Origin of the sequence: Sphingomonas trueperi, from assembly GCF_011927635.1 — a bacterium.
Classification (GTDB): Bacteria; Pseudomonadota; Alphaproteobacteria; order Sphingomonadales; family Sphingomonadaceae; genus Sphingomonas; species Sphingomonas trueperi.
On sequence record NZ_JAATJB010000008.1, the window covers coordinates 32,725 to 54,499 of the forward strand.

Consider the following 21,775-nt stretch of genomic DNA (forward strand, 5'->3'; position numbering starts at 1 on the left):
CGTCGGCCATGTCGCCGCCAGCCCTCTTCCTGAGCCTTCCGATGCCGCTGCGGCTGCGCGTCGCATGCCATTTTCCCTTCGTGAGCGAGTAGAGATCATGCTGACGCGCCGCCGCGCCGCCCTTGCCGACCATCGCAACGCGGGCTGCCGCCTGCGCCGCCTGCTGCTCGGTGCCACCATCCTGGGCGGGGCCGTACCGCTCGCCGCACAGGCGCAGACGATGCTGCCGGGCGGGGGCACCGTCGTCGCGGGCCAGGCGTCGATCGGCGCGGCGGGAAGCACGATGACGATCCGCCAGGGTAGCGACCGGGCGATCATCGACTGGGCCCATTTCTCGATCGGCGAAAAGGCCGGGGTGCTGATCGAGAACGGCTCGGGTGCGACGCTCAACCGGGTGACGGGGAGCGCGGTCTCGTCGATCGACGGGCTGCTGCGCGCGACCGGATCGGTGTATCTGGTCAATCCCAATGGCGTCGTTATCGGCGCGCGCGGGATCGTCGAGACCGGCGGGAGCTTCATCGCCTCGACGCTCGACGTGCCCGATGCCGCCTTCCTGGCCGGCGGCAGCCTCACCTTTGCGGGCACCTCGCGGGCCAAGGTGGTGAATCTCGGCAAGGTCAGCGCGCTCGGCGGCAATGTCGCACTGATCGGTGCGGTGGTGGAGAACCAGGGCAGTCTCTCCGCCGCCAACGGTACCGTGGGCATGATCGCCGGCAGCAAGGTACTGCTCCGCGACGCCGCGCATGACGGCGGCGGGCTGTTCTCCGTCCTGTATGGCGACGCCCAGACCGGCGCGGCCAATGGCGGGACGATCGCCGCCGCCAATGTCGAGCTCCGCGCGCAGCAGGGCAATGTCTATGCGCTGGCGGGCAACAGCGCCGGCACGATCAACGCCACCGGCGTGCGGCGGGGCGACGGCAGGGTCTGGCTGGTCAGCACGGCGGGTGCCACCGAGGTGGCGGGGACGATCCGCGCGCTGGGCGAGGGCGGATCCGCCGGCGCGATCGAGACCTCGGGCGCCCGGCTGCGCATCAGCGCTTCGGCCATCGATGCGGCGGGCGGCACCTGGCTGCTTGACCCCGAGGACCTGGTCATCGACAGCGCCGCTGCAGCCGCGATCAACGACACGCTTGCCGCCAATACCGGCGTGACGTTGGTCAGCGGCGTGGACGACTATGGCTATACGAAGGACGGTCCGGGCGACATCCTGATCAATGCCGGCCTGTCGTGGAACACCGGGGCGACACTCACGCTCAACGCCTATCACGGCATCGCGATCAACGCGGATATCGCCGTACGTGGCGGCGGATCGCTGGCCTTGCGGACCAACCAGGGCGGGACCGGCGGCAACGTGGTGTTCGCTCCGGGGCGCTCGATCACCTTCGCCGATGGGCAGTCGGGCCAGTCGCTCAGCATCAACGATGCCGCATACACGCTGGTCCACTCCTGGTCGGACCTGCAGGCGATCAGCGGGCAGAGCGGCAATTTCGCGCTCGCGCACGATCTGCCTTCGCAGTCCGCTTCCGCGGCGGTCGTCGCCGAACTGAGCGGGGCGCTGGACGGGCTGGGCCATAGCATCTCGAACCTGGCGATACGCGCCACCAATGCCACAAATGTCGGTCTGATCGGCACCGTCAACAGCGGCGCCGCGGTGCGCAACCTCGTGCTCGATACGGCCTTGGCGATCGACTGGTCCGCCAAGGGCAGCAGCAACATGGGGGCGCTTGCGGGCGTCAACTATGGAAAGATCGAGAACATTTCCGGCGACGTGCAGGCGCTAACCGGCGACGGCAGCAATGTCGGCGGCCTGGTGGGGGTGAATCGGGGCGATATCCGCAACGTTACCATCCGCGGGGATGCCGGCGGCAACAACAATGTCGGTGGGCTGGTCGGACAGAATTTCGGTCGGATCAGCGGCGCACAACTGACCTCCCCCGCCGCCACCGAAGGCGCGCATTTCGTCGGAGGGCTGGTGGGCCGCAACGAGGATTCGGGCAGCATCTCCGACTCCTTTGCGAAGACGCCCGTGGGCGCCATCCTCGATTTGCTGACCGAGGTGAAGCAAACCGGGCTGTCCAACCACGCGGGCGGGCTCGTCGGATTCAATTCGGGCCGCATCACGCGCTCTTTCGCCACCGGTGCGGTCAGAGGCTCGGAAAGTGTCGGCGGACTGGTCGGCGAGAATGCCGGCAGCGGCACGATCGATCGCGCCTACGCAACCGGCGCGGTCACGGCAAAGAACAAGAATGCCGGCGGGCTGGTTGGTACCAACTCGGCGGTTCAGGGCAGGATCGACATCTCGTACGCGACCGGTGCGGTCGCGGCGGACACCAATGCGGGCGGACTGGTCGGCTATCATGTCTATGGCGGCCACATGGCCAACGTCTATGCCACCGGCAGCGCCACCGCCCGGGAGATGGTCGGCGGGATCGTTGGCGAAAACCGCGGCCAGATCGATTTCGGCTATGCGTCCGGGAAGGTAACCATCACTTCGAACGCCCTTACCGCGGGCGGCATTGCCGGGCTCGGCAATTTCTACACGAATGTCCGGTGGAACAAGGAAACGACCGGCCAATCGAAACCGACGGGAGGGAGCTACGAACAGCCTTTGGTCAGAGGGCTGCTGACGACCCAGATGGCGTCGGCCGGCAGTTTCGAGGGGTGGGACCTCGATAGTGCCGGCGGCCAGGACAAGATCTGGCGCATCTATGAAGGCGCCACTGCACCGCTGCTCAAGGCATTCCTGACGACGGCGACCGTCTCGTTCAGTGGCAGCACCGCGGCAAGCGGGCTCTACGACGGCACCAACCAGGCGACGCGATTCAGTACTTCGGTTCGGACGGCGAACGGGCAGGCGGTGGACCCGGCAAGGATCACGGGCACCATCCGCTACAGTTGCACGGGCGGGACGGGCAACTGCGTCGACGCCGGCAGCTACACGGTGCGCGCCGCCAGCGGCCTCGCCTCGACGCAGTCGGGCTACGACCTCGTCTATGCCGACATGACCGCGAGCCTGTCCATCACCCCGCGCACGCTCGACGTGACGGCGAACGCCGCGACCCAGGTCTATGGCGACGTCCCGACGCTCAGCTATCTCGTGGGCGGCGACGGGCTGGTCCAGGGCGACACGCTGAGCGGTGCGCTTTCGACCAACGCCAGCGCCACGAGCGGCATAGGTACCTATGCCATCGCGCAAGGCACGCTGAGCGCCAGCAGCAACTACGCACTGCGCTTTACGGGCGCGGACCTCGTGATAACGCCGCGCGCACTGACCGTGACGGCGGAAGATGCGGCGATGGTCTATGGCGAGACCATGCCGACGCTCACCTACCGGCTGGGCGGCGCGGGCCTCGTCAACGGCGATTCGCTGAGCGGCGCGCTTGCCACGGGCGCGAATGGGCTGAGCAACGTCGGCAGCTACGCGATCGGGCAGGGCAGCCTCAGCGCGAGCCCGAACTATGCGCTCAGCTTCGTCGGCGGGGCCCTGTCGATTACCCCGCGAGCGCTGACCGTGACCGCCGCCGATCGGACGATGGTCTATGGCGAGACCGCGCCGACCCTCGGCTACACGCTGGGCGGTGCGGGGCTGGCCAACGGCGACACGCTGACCGGATCGCTGGCGCCGAACGTCAGCACCACCACGGGCGTGGGCACGTACGCGATCGGGCTCGGCACGCTGAGCGCGGGCGCGAACTACACACTGAGCCTGTTGGGCGGCAGCATCGCAGTCACCCCGCGTGCACTGACGATACGCGCGGACGACCGATCGATGGTCTATGGCAACGCCCTACCGGCGCTGACCTACGCGCTGGGTGGCGCGGGGCTGGTCAACGGGGACACGCTGAGCGGCGCACTGGGGACGAGCGCGGGGGTGACCAGCCCGGTCGGCAGCTATGCGATCGGCCAGGGCACGCTGAGCGGCGGGGCCAATTATGCGCTGAGCTTTACCGGCGGCACGCTGTCGGTCACGCCGCGCGCGCTGACCGTGACGGCGCAGGACCGCAGCATGGTCTATGGCGACGCTACGCCCGCGCTGACCTACAGTCTGGGCGGTGCGGGGCTGGTCAATGGCGACACGCTGAGCGGCGCGCTGGCGACGAGTGCGGGCGCGACGAGCCCGGTCGGCGGCTATGCGATCGGGCAGGGGACGCTGGCGGCCAGCGCAAACTATGCGCTGAGCTTCACCGGCGCGACCCTGTCGGTAACGCCGCGCGCGCTGACGGTGACCGCCGACGATCGCAGCATGGTCTATGGCAACGGCACGCCTGCGCTGACCTACAGCCTGGGCGGTGCAGGCCTGGTCAATGGCGACACGCTGAGCGGCGCGCTGGCGACAAGCGCGGGCGTGACGAGCGCGGTCGGCAGCTATGCGATCGGGCAGGGGACGCTGACCGCCGGGGCCAATTATGCGCTGGGCTTCACCGGCGGGACCCTGTCGGTCACCCCGCGATCGCTGACGATTGCCGCGAACGACCGGACCATGGTCTATGGCGATGCGTTGCCGGCGTTGACCTACGCGCTGGGCGGCGCGGGGCTGGTCAATGGCGACACCCTTTTCGGCGCGCTGGCGACGAGCGCGAACTCGGCGAGCGCGGTCGGTACGTACGCGATCGAGCTGGGCGGCCTCAGCGCCGGTTCCAACTACGCGCTGAGCTTCACCGGTGCGACCCTGGCGGTGACGCCGCGGTCGCTGACGGTGACGGCGAACGACCGCAGCATGGTCTATGGCGACGCGCTGCCGGCGCTCACCTACACGGTGGGTGGTGCCGGGCTGGCCAATGGTGACACGCTCAGCGGCGCGCTTTCGACCGGCGCGGCCTTGACCAGCGCGGTGGGCCGCTATGCGATCGGACAGGGCACGCTCGCGGCGAGCAGCAACTATGCGCTCAGCTTCGTCGGCGGGCAGATGGCGGTGACGCCGCGTCCGCTGACGGTGACGGCGGATGCACGGTCGATGACCTATGGCGATGCGCTGCCGACGCTCGGCTATGCGGTGGACAGCGGGGCGCTGGTCAATGGCGACACGCTGAGCGGGGGGCTGACGACGCGCGCAACCGCGACCAGCGGTGCGGGCAGCTATGCGATCGAGCAGGGCACGCTCGCGGCGAGCGGCAACTACGCACTGAACTTCGTCGGCGCGAACCTGTCGATCACCCCGCGCGCGCTGACCGTCACGGCAGGCGACCGCACCATGGTGTACGGCGATGCCGTGCCGGGCCTCGCCTATGCGGTCGATGCTGCCGGCCTTGTCCATGGCGACACGCTGGAAGCCACGTTGCGCGGCGCGCTGGCTACCACTGCCAGCGCGACCAGTCCGGTCGGCACCTATGCCATCGGGCTCGGCACGCTGAGCGCCGGCCCCAACTATACGCTTAGCTTCGGCGGCGCGAGCCTGACGGTAACGCCGCGACCGCTTTCCGTGACCGCGCTCGATCGCACCATGGTCTATGGCGACGCCGTACCGGCGCTGGCCTACAGCGTGGGCGGTGCCGGCCTGGTGCATGGCGACACGCTGCGCGGTGCCCTGACGACCAGCGCGAATGCTGCGAGCCCGGTCGGCAGCTATGCGATCGGCCAGGGGACGCTGACCGCGGGCGCCAACTATGCGCTCAGCTTCGTCGGGGCGACCCTCGGCGTGACGCCGCGCCCGCTGATCATCCGGGCGCAGGACAGCAGCAAGGTACTGGGTACCACACTCGATCCCAGCGTCGTGGGCTTCCAGGCGACCGGCCTGGTCAATGGCGATCGGGTGGACGGGGTCGCGCTGTGGAGCGAGGGCTTCGGCGCGGCAGCCCCCTATGGCCCGGATCCCTATGCGATCGCCGTATCGAATGCGTCGGGAGCCGGTCTTTCCAACTATGCGATCGTCTACCAGAATGCCCCGACCGGTCTCGTCGTCCGCGATCCCAATGTGCGGCCGACGCCCTTGTCGATCCGTCTGACCGGCGACGCGGCACCTGCGAGCGTCTGGCGCGGTGCCGACGGCGCTCTTCGCGGCGAGCGCCCGGATGCACCCATGCCGATGCGGCCTTTCCCCGGTATCTTCTTCAAGCGGCAGAACTGATCCGTGCAGACCATCGATCGTGCGCGCCGTGGGGCGCCCAACACCCGCCTGCTCGCTCGGCTCGCGCCGCTTTCCTGCATGGCGCTGCCACACCCGGCGCTGGCGCAGGCGCTCGAGCGCAACCCGGCGCCCGTGCTCCAGCCCGAGCCGGCGCGGCCGGTGCCGCCGGTCGAGGTTGATCCCGCCGCCGACCCGACCCCGCTGGGCGTGACGCTGCGCGGCGTCACCCTGATTGCCGGTGATGCGGTGGCCACGCCCGACGACAGCGGCATCCGCCTCGCGGGGATCGAGGACGCGCCGTGGCTCGCAGATCGGCTGCGTCGCTTCATCGGCCGCCCGCTCTCGCAGCGGGAGATCAGCGCGATCAAGGCGGCGATCGCCAAGGCCTATCGCGACCATGGCCGCCCCTTCGTCCATGTCTCCGCGCCCGAGCAGGAAATCTCCTCGGGCCAGCTGACGCTGCGGGTCGAGCAATTCCGGCTCGGCCAGGCGCGCATCTCCGGGGTGGGCCCGGGCGAGGCGGCACATCTCTCGGCGGCGATCCGCCAACGCCCGGACGCGACGATCGACGCGCAGGCACTCAGCGACGATCTCGACTGGCTCAACCGCTATCCCTTCCGCCGCGTGGAGGCGGTGTTCGAGCCTGGGCAGCGCCTCGGCACCACCGACGTGACCTATGTCGGCACCCGCGAGCGCCCCTGGGCGGTGGGCGGCGGCTATGCCAATAGCGGCAGCCCCAACACGGGCATCGGCCGCTATTTCCTCTATGCGCTCGCCCATGTCCCGGGGCTGCGCGACGGCTATGCCAGCTATCAGCTGACCACCTCGGGCCAGCGGCTGACCGGGCTCGGCGCCCACCCTGGCGGCAGCAGCCGCTATGTCAGCCAGGCGGGGCGGCTCTGGATGGCGATCGCGCCGCGGACGAGCCTGGAGGCGAGTTTCGGCGACATTCGCTCCAACCAGCCCTTCGAGGCGTTCGATTCCCGCCAGCACACCCGAGAATATGGCCTGACGATCCGCACTGCCCTGGCCAATGTCGCGTCATGCCTGCGCGGGGAGGTCTATGCCGGTCTCGACTGGAAGACCCAGGCGGGCGACCTGCTGTTCGGCACGCTGCTGGTGCGGCCGACGTCGCGCTTCCATGTCGGCCAGGTCACCGCCGGCTATGCGCTGCAGGCCCATGATGCGCTGGGATCGACCACGATCGACATCGCGGTGCATGTCAGCCCCGGCGGAATCGATTCCCACAACACGGCCGCGGCCTTCGAGGCGGCCTCGCAGCGTCAGTTCGGCGCGGCGCGCTACGCCTATGCCAATGGCGTGCTCTCGCGGCGCACCCGGCTGCCCGGCTTCAGCCTGGTCCACCAGCTGAACTGGCAGTTCAGCGGCGTCGCGCTGCCGCAGACCGAGATGCTGGGCATCGGCGGACGCGGCCAGGTGCGCGCCTATACGCTGGACGACGGTGCGTTCGATCGCGGCGCGGTGCTCCGCAACGAGCTGCGGCTCGATCCGCTGCGGATCGGGCGCGGTCGATGGGCCTCGGCGCTCGAGCCCTGGCTGTATCTCGACGCTGGCTATGCCGGCCGGCTGCGCGGTGGCGACGCCGGCCCGGTCGGTGCGACAGGCATAGGCGCCGACTGGGCGGTGGGGCGGCACCTCGCGGTTTCGGGAGATGTCGGGGTCGCGATGAAGACGCTCGGCGCGACCCGGGCAGGCGATGTGCGCGCGAACGTGCGGGCGACCCTGGCGCTTTGAGGCGCCCGCACCGCGTTCAGTCGATGCGCTTCTTGCGCACCGTCCAGGCGGGATCGGTACAGAGCCGGCAGTCCGGGCCCTGAAACCAGCGCGCGGCGGCGGGGTCGCCGCGCAGCTGCCATTCCAGCCAGGCGACGTCGACCGGCGTCACCCGGCCGCCATTGGCATCCTGGAAGGTGCCGCCATGGCCGACATCGAGGCTGGCGAGCATCGCCGGCACGGTGTCGATCCGGTCGAAATCATCGTTGCCGTTGGGCCAGGCGATGTCCGAGGGTCCGCCCATGACGTAGAGCACCGGGGTGTGCAGCCGCCGCAGGGCCGCCTTGTCGATGGTGATGCCGCGGATCGGATTGGTGCCGTCCTTGAACACCCCGCTGTTATGGACGATCACGGCATGCACGCGCGGATCGGCGGCGATCTCCAGCGCCTGGAGCCCGCCGCAGCTATGGCCCGAGACCGCGACCAGTCGCGGATCGATGCGGCCGAACAAGGGGCTGCCGCGCCGCGCGTTCTCCGCCAGCGCCCAGTCGATCCCGGCGGCGACCTGCGCGGTCGTCGTCCTGATGCCGAGCGGGCCGGGCGGGGGCGGCGTTTGCGGGGGCGGCGGTGCGCCGGGGCCGGTCAAAATCCGGCCGGGCGCGATTACCAGATAGCCATGCGATGCGATCTCGGCGAGGTGCAGCCGTACGCTCGCGCCGTCGTCGCTGCACGCACCGTTGCCCCACACCAGCACGCCCAATTTCTTGGCGCCGAGCGCCGAGAGGTCGGCGGGTTGGTAGAGCACATGGTCGGGGAGCGCGGAGTCGGTGCGCTTGACGGCGGGGTAGGGGCCGGTGCCGGGGGTGTCGGACATCGCCGCATAGGCCTGCTGCGACGTCTGCACCGCGGATGCACCCGCCATACCGATCGTGCCCGTGGCGACGATCGCCGCTACCGTTACCGCCAGCTTCATCGCGTTCCTCCCCCATTTCTTGCGCTGGGGCTATACACCGGTTCGCGGCGTCACGAAAAGCGCAGTTCGGGTTCACGGGTTCAGCAGGAACACCACATAGCCCCGGAAGCGGGGATTGGCGGTGAGCCCGGGCGGCGGCGTCCATTCGCCGCCCTGGAGCAGGCCGATCCGGAACGGAATGGGCCATCGGCCCAGCTTGGCGACATAGCCCTGATAGCCTGGGATCACGTGCCGCCCCTGGTAGATCTGTACGACCACCTCGTCGACGACGCCTGACAGCTGTGCCAGGCCTTCGGGATCGCCATTGGCGCTCCAGTCGAGCAGGCCGGTGATGCTCAGCCTGTACCGTGGGGGAAGCTTTGCCCGCAGGCTCTTGAGGAAGGCGGCATAGCGCGACAGATGACGCGTCCGCGCGTCGAAATCGATCTGGATGCCGGCGATCCGGTTCCCTGCCCGCTGCCAGCGATCGAGCGCGGCGCGCAGTTGCGCGTCGATCTGCGGGGGCCAGGCGAGCGTCTCCACCCGCAGCACCATCCACAGCTCGGCATGGCGGACCCGCGGGACCGCCGGGCGCTGCGCGATCATCCGCGGCGCGTCGCCGCCGACCACCGCGCCCTGCAGCAGGTAGATCCGGCGGGCGTGGGCGAGCGCCGGCTGCGGCTTCACCCCCGCCCAGAGCCAGAATGCGTCGTAGCGAGTGGCATCCACCGCAGCGCTGGAGGCCGTCTGGGGCGGCGTCGCCGAGAGCAGCAGCGGCAGTGCCAGCAGCAGCCCGAGCCTCCTACCAATAATAGCGCAGCTCCTGCGCCCAGCGCGACTTGGGATAATCGCGCTTCAGCCGCTGGAACCAGCCCTTGCGAACCGCAGGCTCCACGCCCTTGCCGCCGCAGGCATTGGATGCGCTGGGCGCATAGCAATTGACCGCGCGGAACAGCGCATAGGCCTTATCGTCGGGCGAGGCGGCGGCAGAGGCCATCACCGCCTGATAGGCGTCCAGCCGCGAATAGGGAACGCCGGCGAACCGTGTCGGCGTGCCGCCCAGCTCGTCCCTCGCCGGCTGGCTGTCGAGCAGGAACCCGTCGAAGCCGTTCACGCGGGTGAACTCGCCCAGGCAGAGCATCGCCTTCGCATTGCGAGGCGCAGCGGCGAGGCGGCGCTGCGTTTCGGACAAGGCCGGGCAGCCATAATCGCCCAGCTTCTTGCCCTTGACGAACAGCCCGGTAGGCAGCGGCTTGGCACCGCTGAAGTCGAAATAATAATCGGCTTCGATCGGGGCGCTGGCCGGTACCAGCCGGACATCCTCGACGAAGTCGCGGTGCGAACCGCGCGTCGCTTCCTTGTAGAGCAGCGTGAACAGCGCGACGTCGCGCTCGTGCGCCGAGGCGCTCACCGCCTGCGCCTGCTGCCGCAGCAGCTTCGCGTCGGCGACGTTCATCAGCAGCCGGTCGCGGATCTCCTGCGAGCGGATCGGCGAGTCGGATGCGAACAGGCGCGCGAGGCCGTCGTGCCGCTCGTCGTGCAGCGCCAGCGCCAGCTCGACGACGGGGCGCTGGCGGGGGGCCTTGGCGCCGGACAGGAGGTCGATCCAGAAGCCGCGCACATTGCGGTCGGCCCGTGCCTCCAGCGCCATGCCGCGCAGCATCTGCCGGCTGAACTCGAGATAGCTGAAATTCGCTTGGTGCGACGCATCGGGGAGGAGCTCCAACGCCTGCTGCGGCTGCCCGCCGAGATGATAGGCATGGGTCGCCTGGAGGAAGGCGAACAGCGCGGGCTTGCTGGCGAACTTGGCGCGCTGGGCGTCGAGCGCGGCGCGGGACAGGGCGTCGCAGCAGGTTTCGCCGCGTTCCCCGGTGCGCATGTGCATCAGGTCGAACGCGGCGAGCAGGATGGGGTCGTGCAGCGAGTCCGCAGTGGCACCCGCCAGCAGCTTGGCGTCGATCTCCTGCGCCAGCGACACTGCGTCGATGCCGCGCTTCGCGTCCGGCAGCGCGATCAGCGCGGCATACTCGGCCTCGAGCTTCGCGCGGTCCTGCGCCAGCCAGTAGACGCGGCGCAACAGACCGCGCGCCGAGAAGAAATATTCGCCTTGGGGGTAGGCCTTCATATAGCCGCGCAGCGCGTTTTCCGCCTCGGCGACCAGCGTCGGCGCGACCTTCGCGCCTTGTTTGGGCGAGCCATAGTCGTCGTAATAATCGACCTGCGCCTGGTTCACCGCGACCCGGCCGAGCATGTAGCGCCCGGTCTCGCGCAGCCACGCATCGCGGGCATTGCCGAGCGAGGCGAAGCGCGCCGCTGCGCCGTCATAGTCGCCGGCATAGAAGGCGGCGGCGCCGTCGAGATAGGCGGCGAACGCCTTGCCCGCCTCGGACTTCGCCCCGTTTACCGCGGCGACGAGTGCGGCGCTTCCCGCGGTTCCCTGGGTACAGTCGGGCGCCAGTCCCTTCCGAGCGGCGATCAAGGCGGCGCGTTCGGGCTCGGGCACCTTCGCATTGGCGCGGATCGCGGCTTCGAAGCGTTCTGTGCCGGCCACGTTGCTGCGGCAGCGCGATCCCTCGCCGTCGGAGAAGTACGGGCTGCCGCCATCGGCCGAGCGCGGCATCAGCAGGGCGATATCGAGGAACACCGATGGCTTGGCCGGTGCCACCAGCCGCGCGGCGCCGGGCAGATCGGCGAGGAGCAGCGCGAGATTTGTCCGGCTGTCGTTGCGCGGGCCGAGCATTGCCAGGTCGTCGCAACCGCTATAGGCGGCGTAGCGCAGCTTCCAAGCGGGGCCGCAGCTGTAATCGCCGCTCGCATGCGCGGGCACGCTCCACAGCGCGCCCATCCCGAGCAGGAGGAAGAATAGCGTCCGGATCATGCTGCACGCCCCCGTGAAAGTTGCGGGCGTGCGCCTACCGCAGCGGCAGGAAGCATGCCATGGTCCGTACGATGTCGCGATGGTAGCCGCCAGCCCGCGACCCGGAACCCAGCGTTTCCGGGGGTGCCCTTGCCGATCACGCCACGATGCGCGCAACATCGGGTCGTTGCGCCACCGACTCGGACATCGGGTTCGTGCGCTTCCGTGCGCCGCACCGGGCTGCGCGCGTTCCCGTAGAACGAGGCTGAGCGTGGCAGGGCTGAAACAACGATATAGCGGGATCGCGATCCTGCTCCACTGGGCGCTGGCGCTGCTGCTGCTGTTCCAGCTGGGGCTCGGCTGGGCGCTGGAGGATCTGCCGAAATCCTCGCTGTTCGTCGCCTTCCAGTTCCACAAGTCGGTCGGCATCCTGATCCTGGTCCTGTCGCTCGCCCGGCTGCTGACCCGGCTGTTCGTCGCGCGTCCGCCTGCCGAGGGTGCGCCCGCGCTGAAGCTGCTCGCGAGCGCGGTGCATTGGGGCCTCTACGGCGTGATGATCCTGGGGCCGATCACCGGCTGGATCATCGTCTCTACCGCACGGGTGAAGCTGCCGACGCTGCTGTTCGGCACGATCCCGTTGCCGCACCTGCCGCTGGGCTCGGCGTGGAACGAGCCGGCCGAGGCCATCCACGGCCTGATCGGCTGGCTGCTCGCCGGGCTGTTCGTGCTGCACGTCGCGGGCGCGCTGCGGCACCATCTGCTGCGCGACGACGTGATCGGGCGGATGATGCCGGCGGCGCTGTCGCGGCGTCCGGCGCTGTCGATCGCGGTCGTCGTGGCGCTGGCGGCGTGCGTCGCGGCGTTCTTCGCCGGTTCGTGGCGCTACAAGGGCCATGCCGAGGCGCCGACGCCCTCGCAGCCGCTGCCGACCCCGGGCTCGACGCCCGAGCTGCCGGCCGCCCCGGCGCCGACCCCGGAAGCCTCGGCCAGCCCCGCGCCGACGCCGACGCCGACGCCTTCCGCTTCGCCGACCGACGCCGCCACGCCGGTGCGCAGCTGGAAGGTCGCGCCGGGCGGCACACTTGCCTTCCGCACCGTCTATAGCGGCGAGCCGATCAACGGCCGCTTCGCCCGCTGGACCGCCGACATCCAGTTCAGCCCCGACGACCTCGCCCATTCGAAGATCGCGGTCGACATCGATCTCGCCTCGGTGAGCAGCGGCGACTCGGAGCGCGACGACACGCTGAAGGGCGACGATTTCTTCGGTGTCGCTGCGCACCCAAAGGCGCGCTTCACCGCCACGCGGATCCGCAAGCAGGGCAATGGCTATGTCGCCGACGGCACGCTGGCGCTGGCGGGCGCGGCCAACCCGATGCCGGTGCGCTTCACGCTCCAGATCGACGGCGACCATGCCCAGGCGAGCGGCACTGCCACGGTCAAGCGCCTCGCCTTCGGGGTCGGCAAGGGCCAGTGGAGCGACCCCGGCACCATCCCCGACGCCATTGCCGTGACGTTCCGCTTCGCCGCCGACGCGAAATAAATCGGCCGCGATGCCTCTTGCCTGTCCTGCGATAAAAGCTATGCTACATAACAATAGCACGCAGGACAGGAGAGGTCATGTCTGCAAGCCGAGTTGCGCTGAGCGTGGGCGGTGCCCCGCGCGAGGCCGCACGTACTTTCGATCGCCATAACCCCGTCACCGGCGCGGTGGCGACCACCGCCGCCGCTGCCAGTCCGCAAGACGCGCTCGCCGCCGTCGCTGCCGCGCAGACGGCGTTCCCCGCCTGGTCCGCGCAGGGCCCCAATGCCCGCCGCGCGCTGCTGACCAAGGCTGCGGCCGCGATGGAGGCCCGCGCCGACGCGTTCGTCGATGCGATGATGGCCGAGATCGGCGCGACCGAGGGCTGGGCGCGCTTCAACCTGATGCTCGCCGCTTCGATGATCCGCGAGGCCGCCGGGCTCACCACCCAGATCAGCGGCGAGGTGATCCCCTCCGACAAGCCGGGCTGCATCGCCATGGCGGTGCGCGAGCCGGCGGGCGTGGTGCTGTCGATGGCGCCGTGGAATGCGCCGATCATCCTCGCCACCCGCGCGATCGCGGTGCCGCTCGCTTGCGGCAACACGGTGGTGCTCAAGGCCAGCGAGCAATGCCCGCGCACCCATGCGCTGATCATCGAGGCGTTCGTCGAGGCCGGGTTCGGCGGCGGCATCGTCAATCTGGTCACCAATGCGCCGGAAGACGCCGGCGAAGTGGTCGGCGCGATGATCGACGCGCCCGCCGTCCGCCGGGTGAACTTCACCGGATCGACCGGCGTGGGCCGGATCATCGCGGTGCGGTGCGCGCAGAATCTGAAGCCCGTGGTGCTCGAACTCGGCGGCAAGGCGCCGCTGATCGTGCTCGACGATGCGGATCTGGACGAAGCGGTGAAGGCGGCGGCGTTCGGCGCCTTCATGAACCAGGGCCAGATCTGCATGTCGACCGAACGGATCATCGTCGTCGATGCGGTGGCCGATGCGTTCGTCGAGAAGTTCAAGGCCAAGGTCGCCACGCTGGCGGTCGGTGATCCGCGCGAGGGCAAGACGCCGCTCGGCGCGGTGGTCGACACCAAGACCGTCGCGCATGTGCAGAGCCTGATCGATGATGCCGTCGCCCAGGGCGCCGCGCTGGTGAATGGCGGCGAGGCACACGGCGTGTTGATGCCCGCGCATGTCGTCGACAAGGTCACGCCCGCGATGAAGCTGTTCCGCGACGAGAGCTTCGGCCCCGTCGTCGGCGTGATCCGCGCGCGCGACGAGGCGCACGCGATCGAGCTCGCCAACGATACCGAGTACGGCCTTTCCGCCTCGGTGTTCACCCGCGACGCGGCGCGCGGGCTCCGGGTGGCGCGGCAGGTCCAGTCGGGCATCTGCCACGTCAACGGGCCGACCGTGCATGACGAGGCGCAGATGCCGTTCGGCGGCGTGAAGGCCTCGGGCTATGGCAAGTTCGGCGGCAAGGCGGGGATCGAGAGCTTCACCGAACTGCGCTGGATCACGCTGGAGACTCAGCCCGGCCACTTCCCGATCTGAGCCGAACGCATGACCGACCCCTCCGCTCCGCCGCCCGGCCTCGTCTTCGCCTTCTCGGCTCGTGTCGAGATCGCGCCGCCGGTCGACCGGGGAGCGGTGGATGGCGGCCGGTCGCGCTTCATCGCGATCACCGGCGGCCGGGTCAGCGGTCCGCGTCTGAGCGCGACGGTGCTGCCGGGCGGCGGCGACTGGCAGACGATCCTGCCGGGCGGCGTCACCCGCGTGCTCGCCCGCTATTTCCTCCAGGCCGAGGACGGCACCGTGATCGGGATCGAGAATCCGGGCCTGCGCGTCGCCAGCGAGGCGGTCACCGCCCGGCTGGCGCGCGACGAGCCGGTCGAGCCCGACGCCTATTATTTCCGCACCACGCCGCGCTTCGAGGTGGCCGAGGGGCCGCACGCCTGGCTGGCGCGCACCGTGTTCGTCGCGCGCGGCATCCGCCGGCCGACCCATGTGATCATCGACTTCTACTGCGTCGAATGACGCCGCATTTTTCAGAAAGGCTAAGCAGCATGACCGATCCGATCCAAGACGCCACCGTTGCCTATGACGTGATCGACGGCATCGCCTGGGTACGCTTCAACCGTCCGGACAAGCGCAACTGCATGTCGCCGCGGCTCAACCGGCGGATGATGGAAGTGCTCGACGAACTCGAATATCGCGACGATGTGGGTGTGCTGGTGCTGAGCGGTGAGGGGACCGCCTGGTCCGCCGGCATGGACCTCAAGGAATATTTCCGCGAGAACGAGGTCAAGGGCCTGGGCGCCACGCGCGGTGCCCAGCGCGAGGCCTATGGCTGGTGGCGCCGCCTGCGCTGGTATCACAAGCCGACCATCGCGATGGTCAATGGCTGGTGCTTCGGCGGCGGCTATGGCCCGCTGTTCGGCTGCGACCTCGCCTTTGCGGCGGAGGAGGCGCAGTTCGGGCTATCGGAGATCAACTGGGGCATCCTGCCCGGCGGCGGCGCGTCGAAGGTGATCGCCGAGCTGACCGGCTTCCGCAACGCCATGTACCACGCGATGATGGGTGAGAATATCAGCGGCAAGAAGGCGGCCGAATGGGGTCTGGTCAACGAGGCGGTGCCGCTGGACGGCCTCAAGGCCCGTGTCGAGGAAGTGGCCAAGGTGCTGCAGGCGAAGAATCCGGTGGCGCTCAAGGCGACCAAGGACGCGATCCGCCGGGTGCGCGAGATGACCTATGACAATGCCGAGGATTATCTGATCCGCGCGCAGGAAGCCGCCAACAGCTACGACAATGAAGGCCGCAAGGAAGGCATCAAGCAGTTCATCGACGACAAGACGTACAAGCCGGGCCTCGGTGCGTACGACAAGTCCAAGCACAACGCCTGAGCCGGGGGAGGGCACCGATGACCGTCGATACGCTTTCCCCGCCATCCGCCACCGCCAACGGACTCGCGCTCGATCGGCTGTTGCGGCCGAAATCGGTCGCGATCGTCGGGGCCTCGGACAAGCCCGGGGCGCTCGGCGCCTCGGTGCTCGCCAATCTGGAGCGCAACGGCTTTGCCGGTGCCATCCACCTGATCAATCCCAAGCGGGACATGATCGGCGGGCGTCCCTGCCTGCCTAGCGTCGACGCGCTCCCGGAGGGTGTGGACGCCGCGGTGCTCGCGATTCCGCGTGCCGGGGTGGTGGAGACGATCCGCGCGCTTGCCGCCCGCAAGGTGGGCGCCGCGATCGTCTTTTCGGCCGGCTTCGCCGAAGGCGGCGAGCAGGGCCTGGCCGACCAGCGCGAGATCGCCCGCATCGCGGCCGAGGCGGGCATGGTGATCGAAGGGCCGAACTGCCTCGGCCTCGTCAATTATGTCGAGCGGGTGCCGCTGACCTTCGTCGAGACCATAGTGCCCGAGCGCGGCCCCGGCGCGGGCATCGGCATCGTCTCGCAGAGCGGTGCGATGGCGGCGGTGCTGGCGACGACGCTGCTCAGCCGCGACCTGCCGGTCACGCTGTCGGTCTCGACCGGCAACGAGGCGGCGAGCGGGGTCGAGGATTATGTCGACTATTGCGTCGACGATCCGAACACGCAGGTGATCGCGATGATCGTCGAGCAGTTCCGCAAGCCGCAGCGTTTCCTCAAGGCGGCGCGCAAGGCACGGGCGGCGGGCAAGCTCGTCGTGCTGCTTCACCCCGGCAAGAGCAGCGCCGCACGCGAATCGGCGGCGACGCATACCGGCGCGATGGCGGGCGACTATCAGCTGATGCGGGTGATGGTCGAGCGCGCTGGCGTGGTCTTCGCCGAGACGCTGGAGGAACTCGGCGACATCACTGAAATCGCGGCGCGCTGCCCGGGCTTGCCGGGCGGCGGCACCGCGGTGCTGGGGGAGTCCGGCGCGTTCAAGGCGCTGACGCTCGACCTGTGCGAGGGGCTGGGTGTCGCGCTGCCGGCGCTCGACGACGCCAATGCCCCGGCACTCCGGGCGGCGATGCCGGACTTCGTCGGCGTCAGCAATCCGCTCGACATCACCGCGCAGGGGCTGGTCGAGCCCGACATGTATTATCGCCTGCTCAAGGCGTTGGGCGCGGACGAGCGCTTCGGCTGCATCGTCGCCGGGATCATCCTCACCGATCCCGCGACCGTGTCGATCAAGCTGCCGCCGATCCTGCGCGCGGTGGAGGAGGCGCCGCTCGCCACCCCCCTGATCTTCGCCGGGCTGGACGAAGGCGCGCCGCTGGGGACGGAGAACATCGCCCGGCTGCGCGCGGCGGGGGTGCCGTGCTTCGGTTCCACCGAGCGGGTGTTCCGCGCACTTGCCCGGCTTTCGGCGCATGCGGCGCGCGACTTCACGATCTGCGACGCCGATCCGCTTGCCTGCGACGACCTGCCGCTCGGTGGGGTGGTGCCGGAATATCGCGCGAAGGCGGTGCTGGCGCCGCTGGGCCTGCCCTTCCCCAGGGGCGGGTTCGCCCGCACGGCGGACGAGGCGGTGCAGATCGCCGCGGAGATCGGCTATCCGGTGGTGCTCAAGGCCCAATCGGCCGAGCTCAGCCACAAGAGCGACGCGGGCGGTGTGGTGCTGAACCTTGCCGACGAAAGCGAGCTCCGCGCCGGCTGGCGCAAGCTACACGGCGATGTCGGCCGGCACCGGCCGGACCTGACGTTGGACGGCGTGCTGGTCGAGGGCATGGGCAAGCGCGGGGTCGAGCTGATCGTGGGTGCCAAGCGCGATCCCGAATGGGGGCCGGTGATCCTCGCCGGATTCGGCGGGGTGACGGCGGAGATCCTCCAGGATGTGCGGTTGCTGCCCTGCGATCTGACGCCGGAAGCGATCGAACGCGAACTGCACCAGCTGAAGAGCGCGGCGATTTTGCGCGGATGGCGGGGGGCGCCCGCGCTCGACGTGCCAGCGGTCGCGGCGCTGATCGCGCGGTTGGCGCAGGTGCTGATCGCCGAGCCGTCCATCCGCGAGGTGGACCTGAATCCCGTGGTAGTGCACCCAATGGGCGAAGGGGTGGTGGCGCTCGACGCGCTGATGCTCATCGCCTGAAGAACAAGGGGCGCGAAAGCCCCGAAGGAGAGGTCTGAAATGGCGGAGTCACCCGGAATCCTGCCGCGGCTCGACGAGGCACCGCTCAGCCGCACGCAGGTGATGGGCATCCTGCTCTGTCTGCTGCTCAACGCGCTCGACGGATTTGACGTGCTGGCGATCAGCTTCGCCTCGCCGGGCATCGCGGCGGAATGGGGAATCGACCGTGCGGCGTTGGGGTTGGTGCTGTCGATGGAATTGATCGGCATGGCGGTCGGCTCGGTCGTGCTCGGCAGCTATGCCGATCGTGCGGGGCGGCGGCCGGCGATCCTGCTGTGCCTCGCGATCATGGCGGCGGGCATGCTGGCGGCAACCTTTGCGCGCAACGTCGAGATGCTCTCCGCTTTCCGGCTGTTCACCGGGCTCGGCATCGGCGGCATGCTCGCCTGCACCAATGCGATGGTGGCGGAGCTCGCCAATGCCCGCACGCGCAGCCTCGCGGTGGGGCTGATGGCCTCGGGCTATCCGGTCGGCGCGATCGTCGGCGGGTCGATCGCGGCGCAGCTGCTGGTCGGCGGCGACTGGCGGCACGTGTTCCTGTTCGGGGCGGGCATGACCGCGCTGTTCCTGCCGCTCACCTGGCTCCTGCTGCCGGAGTCGATCCGCTACCTGTTCCAGCGCCAGCCGGCGGGGGCACTGGAGCGGGCGAACCGGCTGCTGGCAAAGATGGGTCAGGCACCGATCGAAACGCTGCCGCCGCGCGCCGAGGCGGGCGGCAAGCTGCCGCTCGCCCAGCTGTTCGCCGGGCCGCTGGCGCGGACGACGATCCTGCTGACCATCGCCTATTTCTGCCATATCATGACCTTCTACTTCATCCTCAAATGGGTGCCGAAGATCGTGGTCGACATGGGGTACCCTGCGTCGCAGGCGGCGGGGGTGCTGGTCTGGGCCAATGTCGGCGGGCTTGCGGGGGCGGTGCTGCTGAGCCTGCTCAGCTGGCGGCTGCCGCTGCGGGCGCTGCTGGTCGTGGCGCTGGTCGCGGCGACCGCGATGGTGGCGCTGTTCGGCCAGGGGCAGCGCGACCTGGGCGGGCTGGCGCTGGTCGCGGGGATTGCGGGGTTCTGCACCAATGCCGGCGTCGTCGGCATGTACGCGCTGATCGCGCAGAGCTTCCCCACGGCGGCGCGCGGATCGGGCACGGGCTTCGTGATCGGCGTCGGGCGCGGCGGCGCGGCGCTGGGGCCGATCGTTGCCGGGCTGCTCTTCTCGATGAACCTCGGGTTGCCGGTGGTGGCGGCGGCAATGGCGGGCGGTTCGCTGGTCGCCGCGGCAGCGCTGCTCGGCCTCAGGCGGGGATAGCCGCGCTGCACTACGCGCGATAGGTTGGCGCGATGCAGATCCGGGAAGCGAGCGTAGGCGACCGCGACGACGTCATCGCATTGTGGCAGGCGGCGGGCCTCACCCGGCCGTGGAACGATCCCGTCGCCGATTTCGACCGTGCGGTGCAGGGGGCTACCTCCGCCATCCTGCTGCTCCGCGACGGCGACGCGCTGCTCGGCACCGCGATGGTGGGCGAGGATGGCCATCGCGGCTGGGTCTATTATCTCGCCGTTGCCGAGTCGGCGCGCGGGCAGGGGCATGGCCGCGCGCTGATGGCCGCCGCCGAAGCCTGGCTGCGCGCGCGGGGCTGCCCGAAGCTCCAGCTGATGGTCCGCGAAGGCAATGATGCGGCGATCGGTTTCTATCGCGCGGTGGGTCTGGAGGTGCAGCCGGTTGTGACCCTCGGCCGTTTCCTTCACTAAGCGCGCATGACCATCGCACTCTACGGAATCAAGAATTGCGACACGATGAAGAAGGCGCGGGCCTGGCTCGACGCCAACGCAATTCGCTATGTGTTTCATGACTATAAGGCCGATGGTGTCGACCCAGCGCGGCTCGATCACTGGATCGCGGCGGAGGGCTGGGAGCCGCTGCTGAACCGCGCCGGCACCACCTTCCGCAAACTTCCGGAGATGGACAAGATCGACCTCGATTCGGCCAAGGCGCGCGCGCTGATGATCGCGCAGCCGTCGATGATCAAACGGCCTGTGCTGGAATATCCGGGCGGTTTGCTGATCGGATTCGCGGCAGAACGCTATGCCCGCGCGTTGCTCTGAGCACGAAAAATTTACACATTCATGGCCTAACCACCGTGTTTATCCTAAATTAACACGATAAACGAGACGGGTTACTGGGATCGCATGGCGTCTTATATTCGACAACGGCCAGCCAGCTGGTTTCGCACGGTCGCAACGATGCTGGTCTTGTGGGGGCTGTTCGGCTGCCTCGTCTTCTATGCGCACGCGACCCTGGCGCCGCAGCGTGGCGACGTGCCAAGCTTCTGGAATTGGGAATATTATCAGGCGGTGCCGCGCTGGTTCCTGGTCGATTACGCGATCGGGGTCGGTGCCAGCCTGCTGGGCTCGCTCGCGATGCTGCGCCGCTCGCGCAAGGCGAATCTGCTGTACGTCGTCTCGCTCGCCGCAGTGATCGTGCAGTTCGGCTATCTGTTCGCCACCGGCGGGCTGTCGGGCCCGGTGCAGGCCCTGGTGATCCCCGCCTTCATCCTCAGTGTTGCGATTTTCCAGATCTGGCTCGCCGGCATGGCGACCCGGCGGGGCTGGCTCCGCTGATCCGGAGCGGGCTGGCAAGGCCGCCCGCGACCCGCTAGACCGCGCGCCATGTCGCACCAGCTTACCCTCGATACCGCCACCAGCCGCGCCAACCCCACGCCCGCGCCGATGAAGCGCGTCACCGTGCCGGCGATCCGCAAGCGCAAGGGCGGCGCACCGCTGGTGATGCTCACCGCCTACACGGTGCGCATGGCGCAGCTGATGGACGAGCAGTGCGACATGCTGCTGGTCGGCGACAGCCTGGGCCAGGTGATCTACGGCCTGCCCTCCACCGTGCCGGTCACGCTCGAGATGATGGCGGCGCACGGTGCGGCGGTGGTGCGCGGCAGCTATCACGCGCTGGTCGTCATCGACATGCCGTTCGGCAGCTACGAAGCCTCGCCCCAGCAGGCGTTCAAGAGCGCGGCGCGGCTGCTCAAGGAAACCGGAGCGGCGGCGGTGAAGCTCGAAGGCGGCGCGGCGATGGCGCCGACGGTCAAATTCCTCAACGAGCGCGGCATTCCGGTGATCGGCCATATCGGCCTGACCCCGCAGGCGATCAACGTGCTTGGCGGCTATGGCGCGCGCGGCCGCAGCGAGGCGGAGCATGCCAAGCTGGTCGGCGATGCGGTGGCGATGGACGAGGCGGGCGCCTTCGCGATCGTCGTCGAAGGCGTGGTCGAGCCGATCGCGGTGGAGATCACTAAGGCCGTCCAATGCCCCACCATCGGCATCGGCGCCTCGGCCCAGTGCGACGGCCAAGTGCTGGTCGCCGAGGACATGCTCGGCCTGTTCGAGCGCACCCCGCGCTTCGTGAAGCGCTATGACGATCTGGCTGGCCGCATTTCCGCCGCGGTTGAAACCTATGCGGGCGAGGTACGGTCGCGGGCCTTTCCGGGACCGGATCAGGTCTATGCGCCGAAGGACTGACGGAGTAGGGCGATTTGCGTTCACGAGACGCGGCGCT

15 protein-coding genes are annotated in these 21,775 nt (G+C 69.3%); 12 read left to right on the forward strand and 3 right to left on the reverse strand.

Going from position 1 to position 21,775, the window contains the following annotated elements; translation table 11 throughout:
- Positions 1–97: 97 nt before the first annotated feature.
- Complete coding sequence (locus GGR89_RS13430) at positions 98–6,064, forward strand: MBG domain-containing protein (RefSeq protein WP_164542706.1); 5,967 nt, start codon at positions 98–100, stop codon at positions 6,062–6,064.
- 3 nt (positions 6,065–6,067) lie between these two features.
- The gene (locus GGR89_RS13435; RefSeq protein WP_125977311.1) at positions 6,068–7,819 is read left to right on the forward strand and encodes a ShlB/FhaC/HecB family hemolysin secretion/activation protein; all 1,752 of its coding nucleotides are present in this window, start codon (positions 6,068–6,070) and stop codon (positions 7,817–7,819) included.
- Between the two features lie 16 nt (positions 7,820–7,835).
- Here GGR89_RS13435 and GGR89_RS13440 read toward each other — a convergent pair whose 3' ends face one another.
- From GGR89_RS13440 to GGR89_RS13450, 3 genes are all read right to left on the reverse strand, one after another.
- Positions 7,836–8,771 (reverse strand): alpha/beta hydrolase, encoded by a 936-nt coding sequence (locus GGR89_RS13440; protein WP_241213431.1) that lies wholly within the window; start codon positions 8,769–8,771, stop codon positions 7,836–7,838.
- 72 nt (positions 8,772–8,843) lie between these two features.
- Positions 8,844–9,479 (reverse strand): DUF3142 domain-containing protein, encoded by a 636-nt coding sequence (locus GGR89_RS13445; RefSeq protein WP_206434306.1) that lies wholly within the window; start codon positions 9,477–9,479, stop codon positions 8,844–8,846.
- Positions 9,480–9,552: 73 nt separating this feature from the next.
- Positions 9,553–11,628 carry a PA5441 family protein gene (locus tag GGR89_RS13450; RefSeq protein WP_125976491.1) on the reverse strand — a complete coding sequence of 692 codons (2,076 nt, stop codon included), beginning with the start codon at positions 11,626–11,628 and terminating at the stop codon, positions 9,553–9,555.
- A gap of 250 nt (positions 11,629–11,878) precedes the next feature.
- On the opposite strand from GGR89_RS13450, the gene GGR89_RS13455 reads away from it, so the two are divergent.
- The 10 genes from GGR89_RS13455 (at position 11,879) to panB (ending at position 21,738) form a co-directional block, all read left to right on the forward strand.
- On the forward strand, positions 11,879–13,147 hold the full coding sequence (locus GGR89_RS13455) for a cytochrome b/b6 domain-containing protein (protein WP_241217975.1): 1,269 nt from the start codon (positions 11,879–11,881) through the stop codon (positions 13,145–13,147).
- A 77-nt stretch (positions 13,148–13,224) separates the two neighbouring features.
- The gene (locus tag GGR89_RS13460; protein ID WP_167712974.1) at positions 13,225–14,676 is read left to right on the forward strand and encodes an aldehyde dehydrogenase; all 1,452 of its coding nucleotides are present in this window, start codon (positions 13,225–13,227) and stop codon (positions 14,674–14,676) included.
- A gap of 9 nt (positions 14,677–14,685) precedes the next feature.
- Positions 14,686–15,159, forward strand: coding sequence for a DUF3237 domain-containing protein (locus tag GGR89_RS13465; RefSeq protein WP_125976495.1), 474 nt, complete (start codon positions 14,686–14,688; stop codon positions 15,157–15,159).
- Between the two features lie 29 nt (positions 15,160–15,188).
- Entirely contained in the window at positions 15,189–16,025 is an 837-nt protein-coding gene (locus GGR89_RS13470) for a p-hydroxycinnamoyl CoA hydratase/lyase (protein ID WP_125976497.1), read from the forward strand.
- A gap of 17 nt (positions 16,026–16,042) precedes the next feature.
- On the forward strand, positions 16,043–18,178 hold the full coding sequence (locus GGR89_RS13475; protein ID WP_125976499.1) for an acetate--CoA ligase family protein: 2,136 nt from the start codon (positions 16,043–16,045) through the stop codon (positions 18,176–18,178).
- 39 nt (positions 18,179–18,217) lie between these two features.
- Entirely contained in the window at positions 18,218–19,516 is a 1,299-nt protein-coding gene (locus GGR89_RS13480) for an MFS transporter (protein ID WP_125976502.1), read from the forward strand.
- A gap of 32 nt (positions 19,517–19,548) precedes the next feature.
- Positions 19,549–19,959, forward strand: coding sequence for a GNAT family acetyltransferase (locus tag GGR89_RS13485; RefSeq protein WP_125976504.1), 411 nt, complete (start codon positions 19,549–19,551; stop codon positions 19,957–19,959).
- Between the two features lie 6 nt (positions 19,960–19,965).
- Positions 19,966–20,313, forward strand: a complete 348-nt coding sequence (locus tag GGR89_RS13490; RefSeq protein WP_125976506.1) for an ArsC family reductase — start codon at positions 19,966–19,968, stop codon at positions 20,311–20,313.
- A 138-nt stretch (positions 20,314–20,451) separates the two neighbouring features.
- Entirely contained in the window at positions 20,452–20,829 is a 378-nt protein-coding gene (locus tag GGR89_RS13495; RefSeq protein ID WP_125976508.1) for a hypothetical protein, read from the forward strand.
- A gap of 48 nt (positions 20,830–20,877) precedes the next feature.
- Positions 20,878–21,738: a 3-methyl-2-oxobutanoate hydroxymethyltransferase gene (gene panB / locus GGR89_RS13500; RefSeq protein WP_125976510.1), complete on the forward strand. Its 861-nt coding sequence runs from the start codon at positions 20,878–20,880 to the stop codon at positions 21,736–21,738.
- The last annotated feature ends 37 nt before the right edge of the window (positions 21,739–21,775 follow it).

Excerpts from the sequence above, each read along its gene's own strand:
- GGR89_RS13465 (WP_125976495.1), top strand. The coding sequence starts at position 14,686 with ATGACCGACCCCTCCGCTCCGCCGCCCGGCCTCGTCTTCGCCTTCTCG.
- GGR89_RS13430 (WP_164542706.1), top strand. The coding sequence starts at position 98 with ATGCTGACGCGCCGCCGCGCCGCCCTTGCCGACCATCGCAACGCGGGC.
- GGR89_RS13495 (WP_125976508.1), top strand. The coding sequence starts at position 20,452 with ATGCTGGTCTTGTGGGGGCTGTTCGGCTGCCTCGTCTTCTATGCGCAC.
- GGR89_RS13475 (WP_125976499.1), top strand. The coding sequence starts at position 16,043 with ATGACCGTCGATACGCTTTCCCCGCCATCCGCCACCGCCAACGGACTC.
- GGR89_RS13440 (WP_241213431.1), bottom strand. The coding sequence starts at position 8,771 with ATGAAGCTGGCGGTAACGGTAGCGGCGATCGTCGCCACGGGCACGATC.
- GGR89_RS13480 (WP_125976502.1), top strand. The coding sequence starts at position 18,218 with ATGGCGGAGTCACCCGGAATCCTGCCGCGGCTCGACGAGGCACCGCTC.
- GGR89_RS13485 (WP_125976504.1), top strand. The coding sequence starts at position 19,549 with ATGCAGATCCGGGAAGCGAGCGTAGGCGACCGCGACGACGTCATCGCA.
- GGR89_RS13490 (WP_125976506.1), top strand. The coding sequence starts at position 19,966 with ATGACCATCGCACTCTACGGAATCAAGAATTGCGACACGATGAAGAAG.
- GGR89_RS13460 (WP_167712974.1), top strand. The coding sequence starts at position 13,225 with ATGTCTGCAAGCCGAGTTGCGCTGAGCGTGGGCGGTGCCCCGCGCGAG.
- GGR89_RS13450 (WP_125976491.1), bottom strand. The coding sequence starts at position 11,628 with ATGATCCGGACGCTATTCTTCCTCCTGCTCGGGATGGGCGCGCTGTGG.
- panB (WP_125976510.1), top strand. The coding sequence starts at position 20,878 with ATGTCGCACCAGCTTACCCTCGATACCGCCACCAGCCGCGCCAACCCC.
- GGR89_RS13470 (WP_125976497.1), top strand. The coding sequence starts at position 15,189 with ATGACCGATCCGATCCAAGACGCCACCGTTGCCTATGACGTGATCGAC.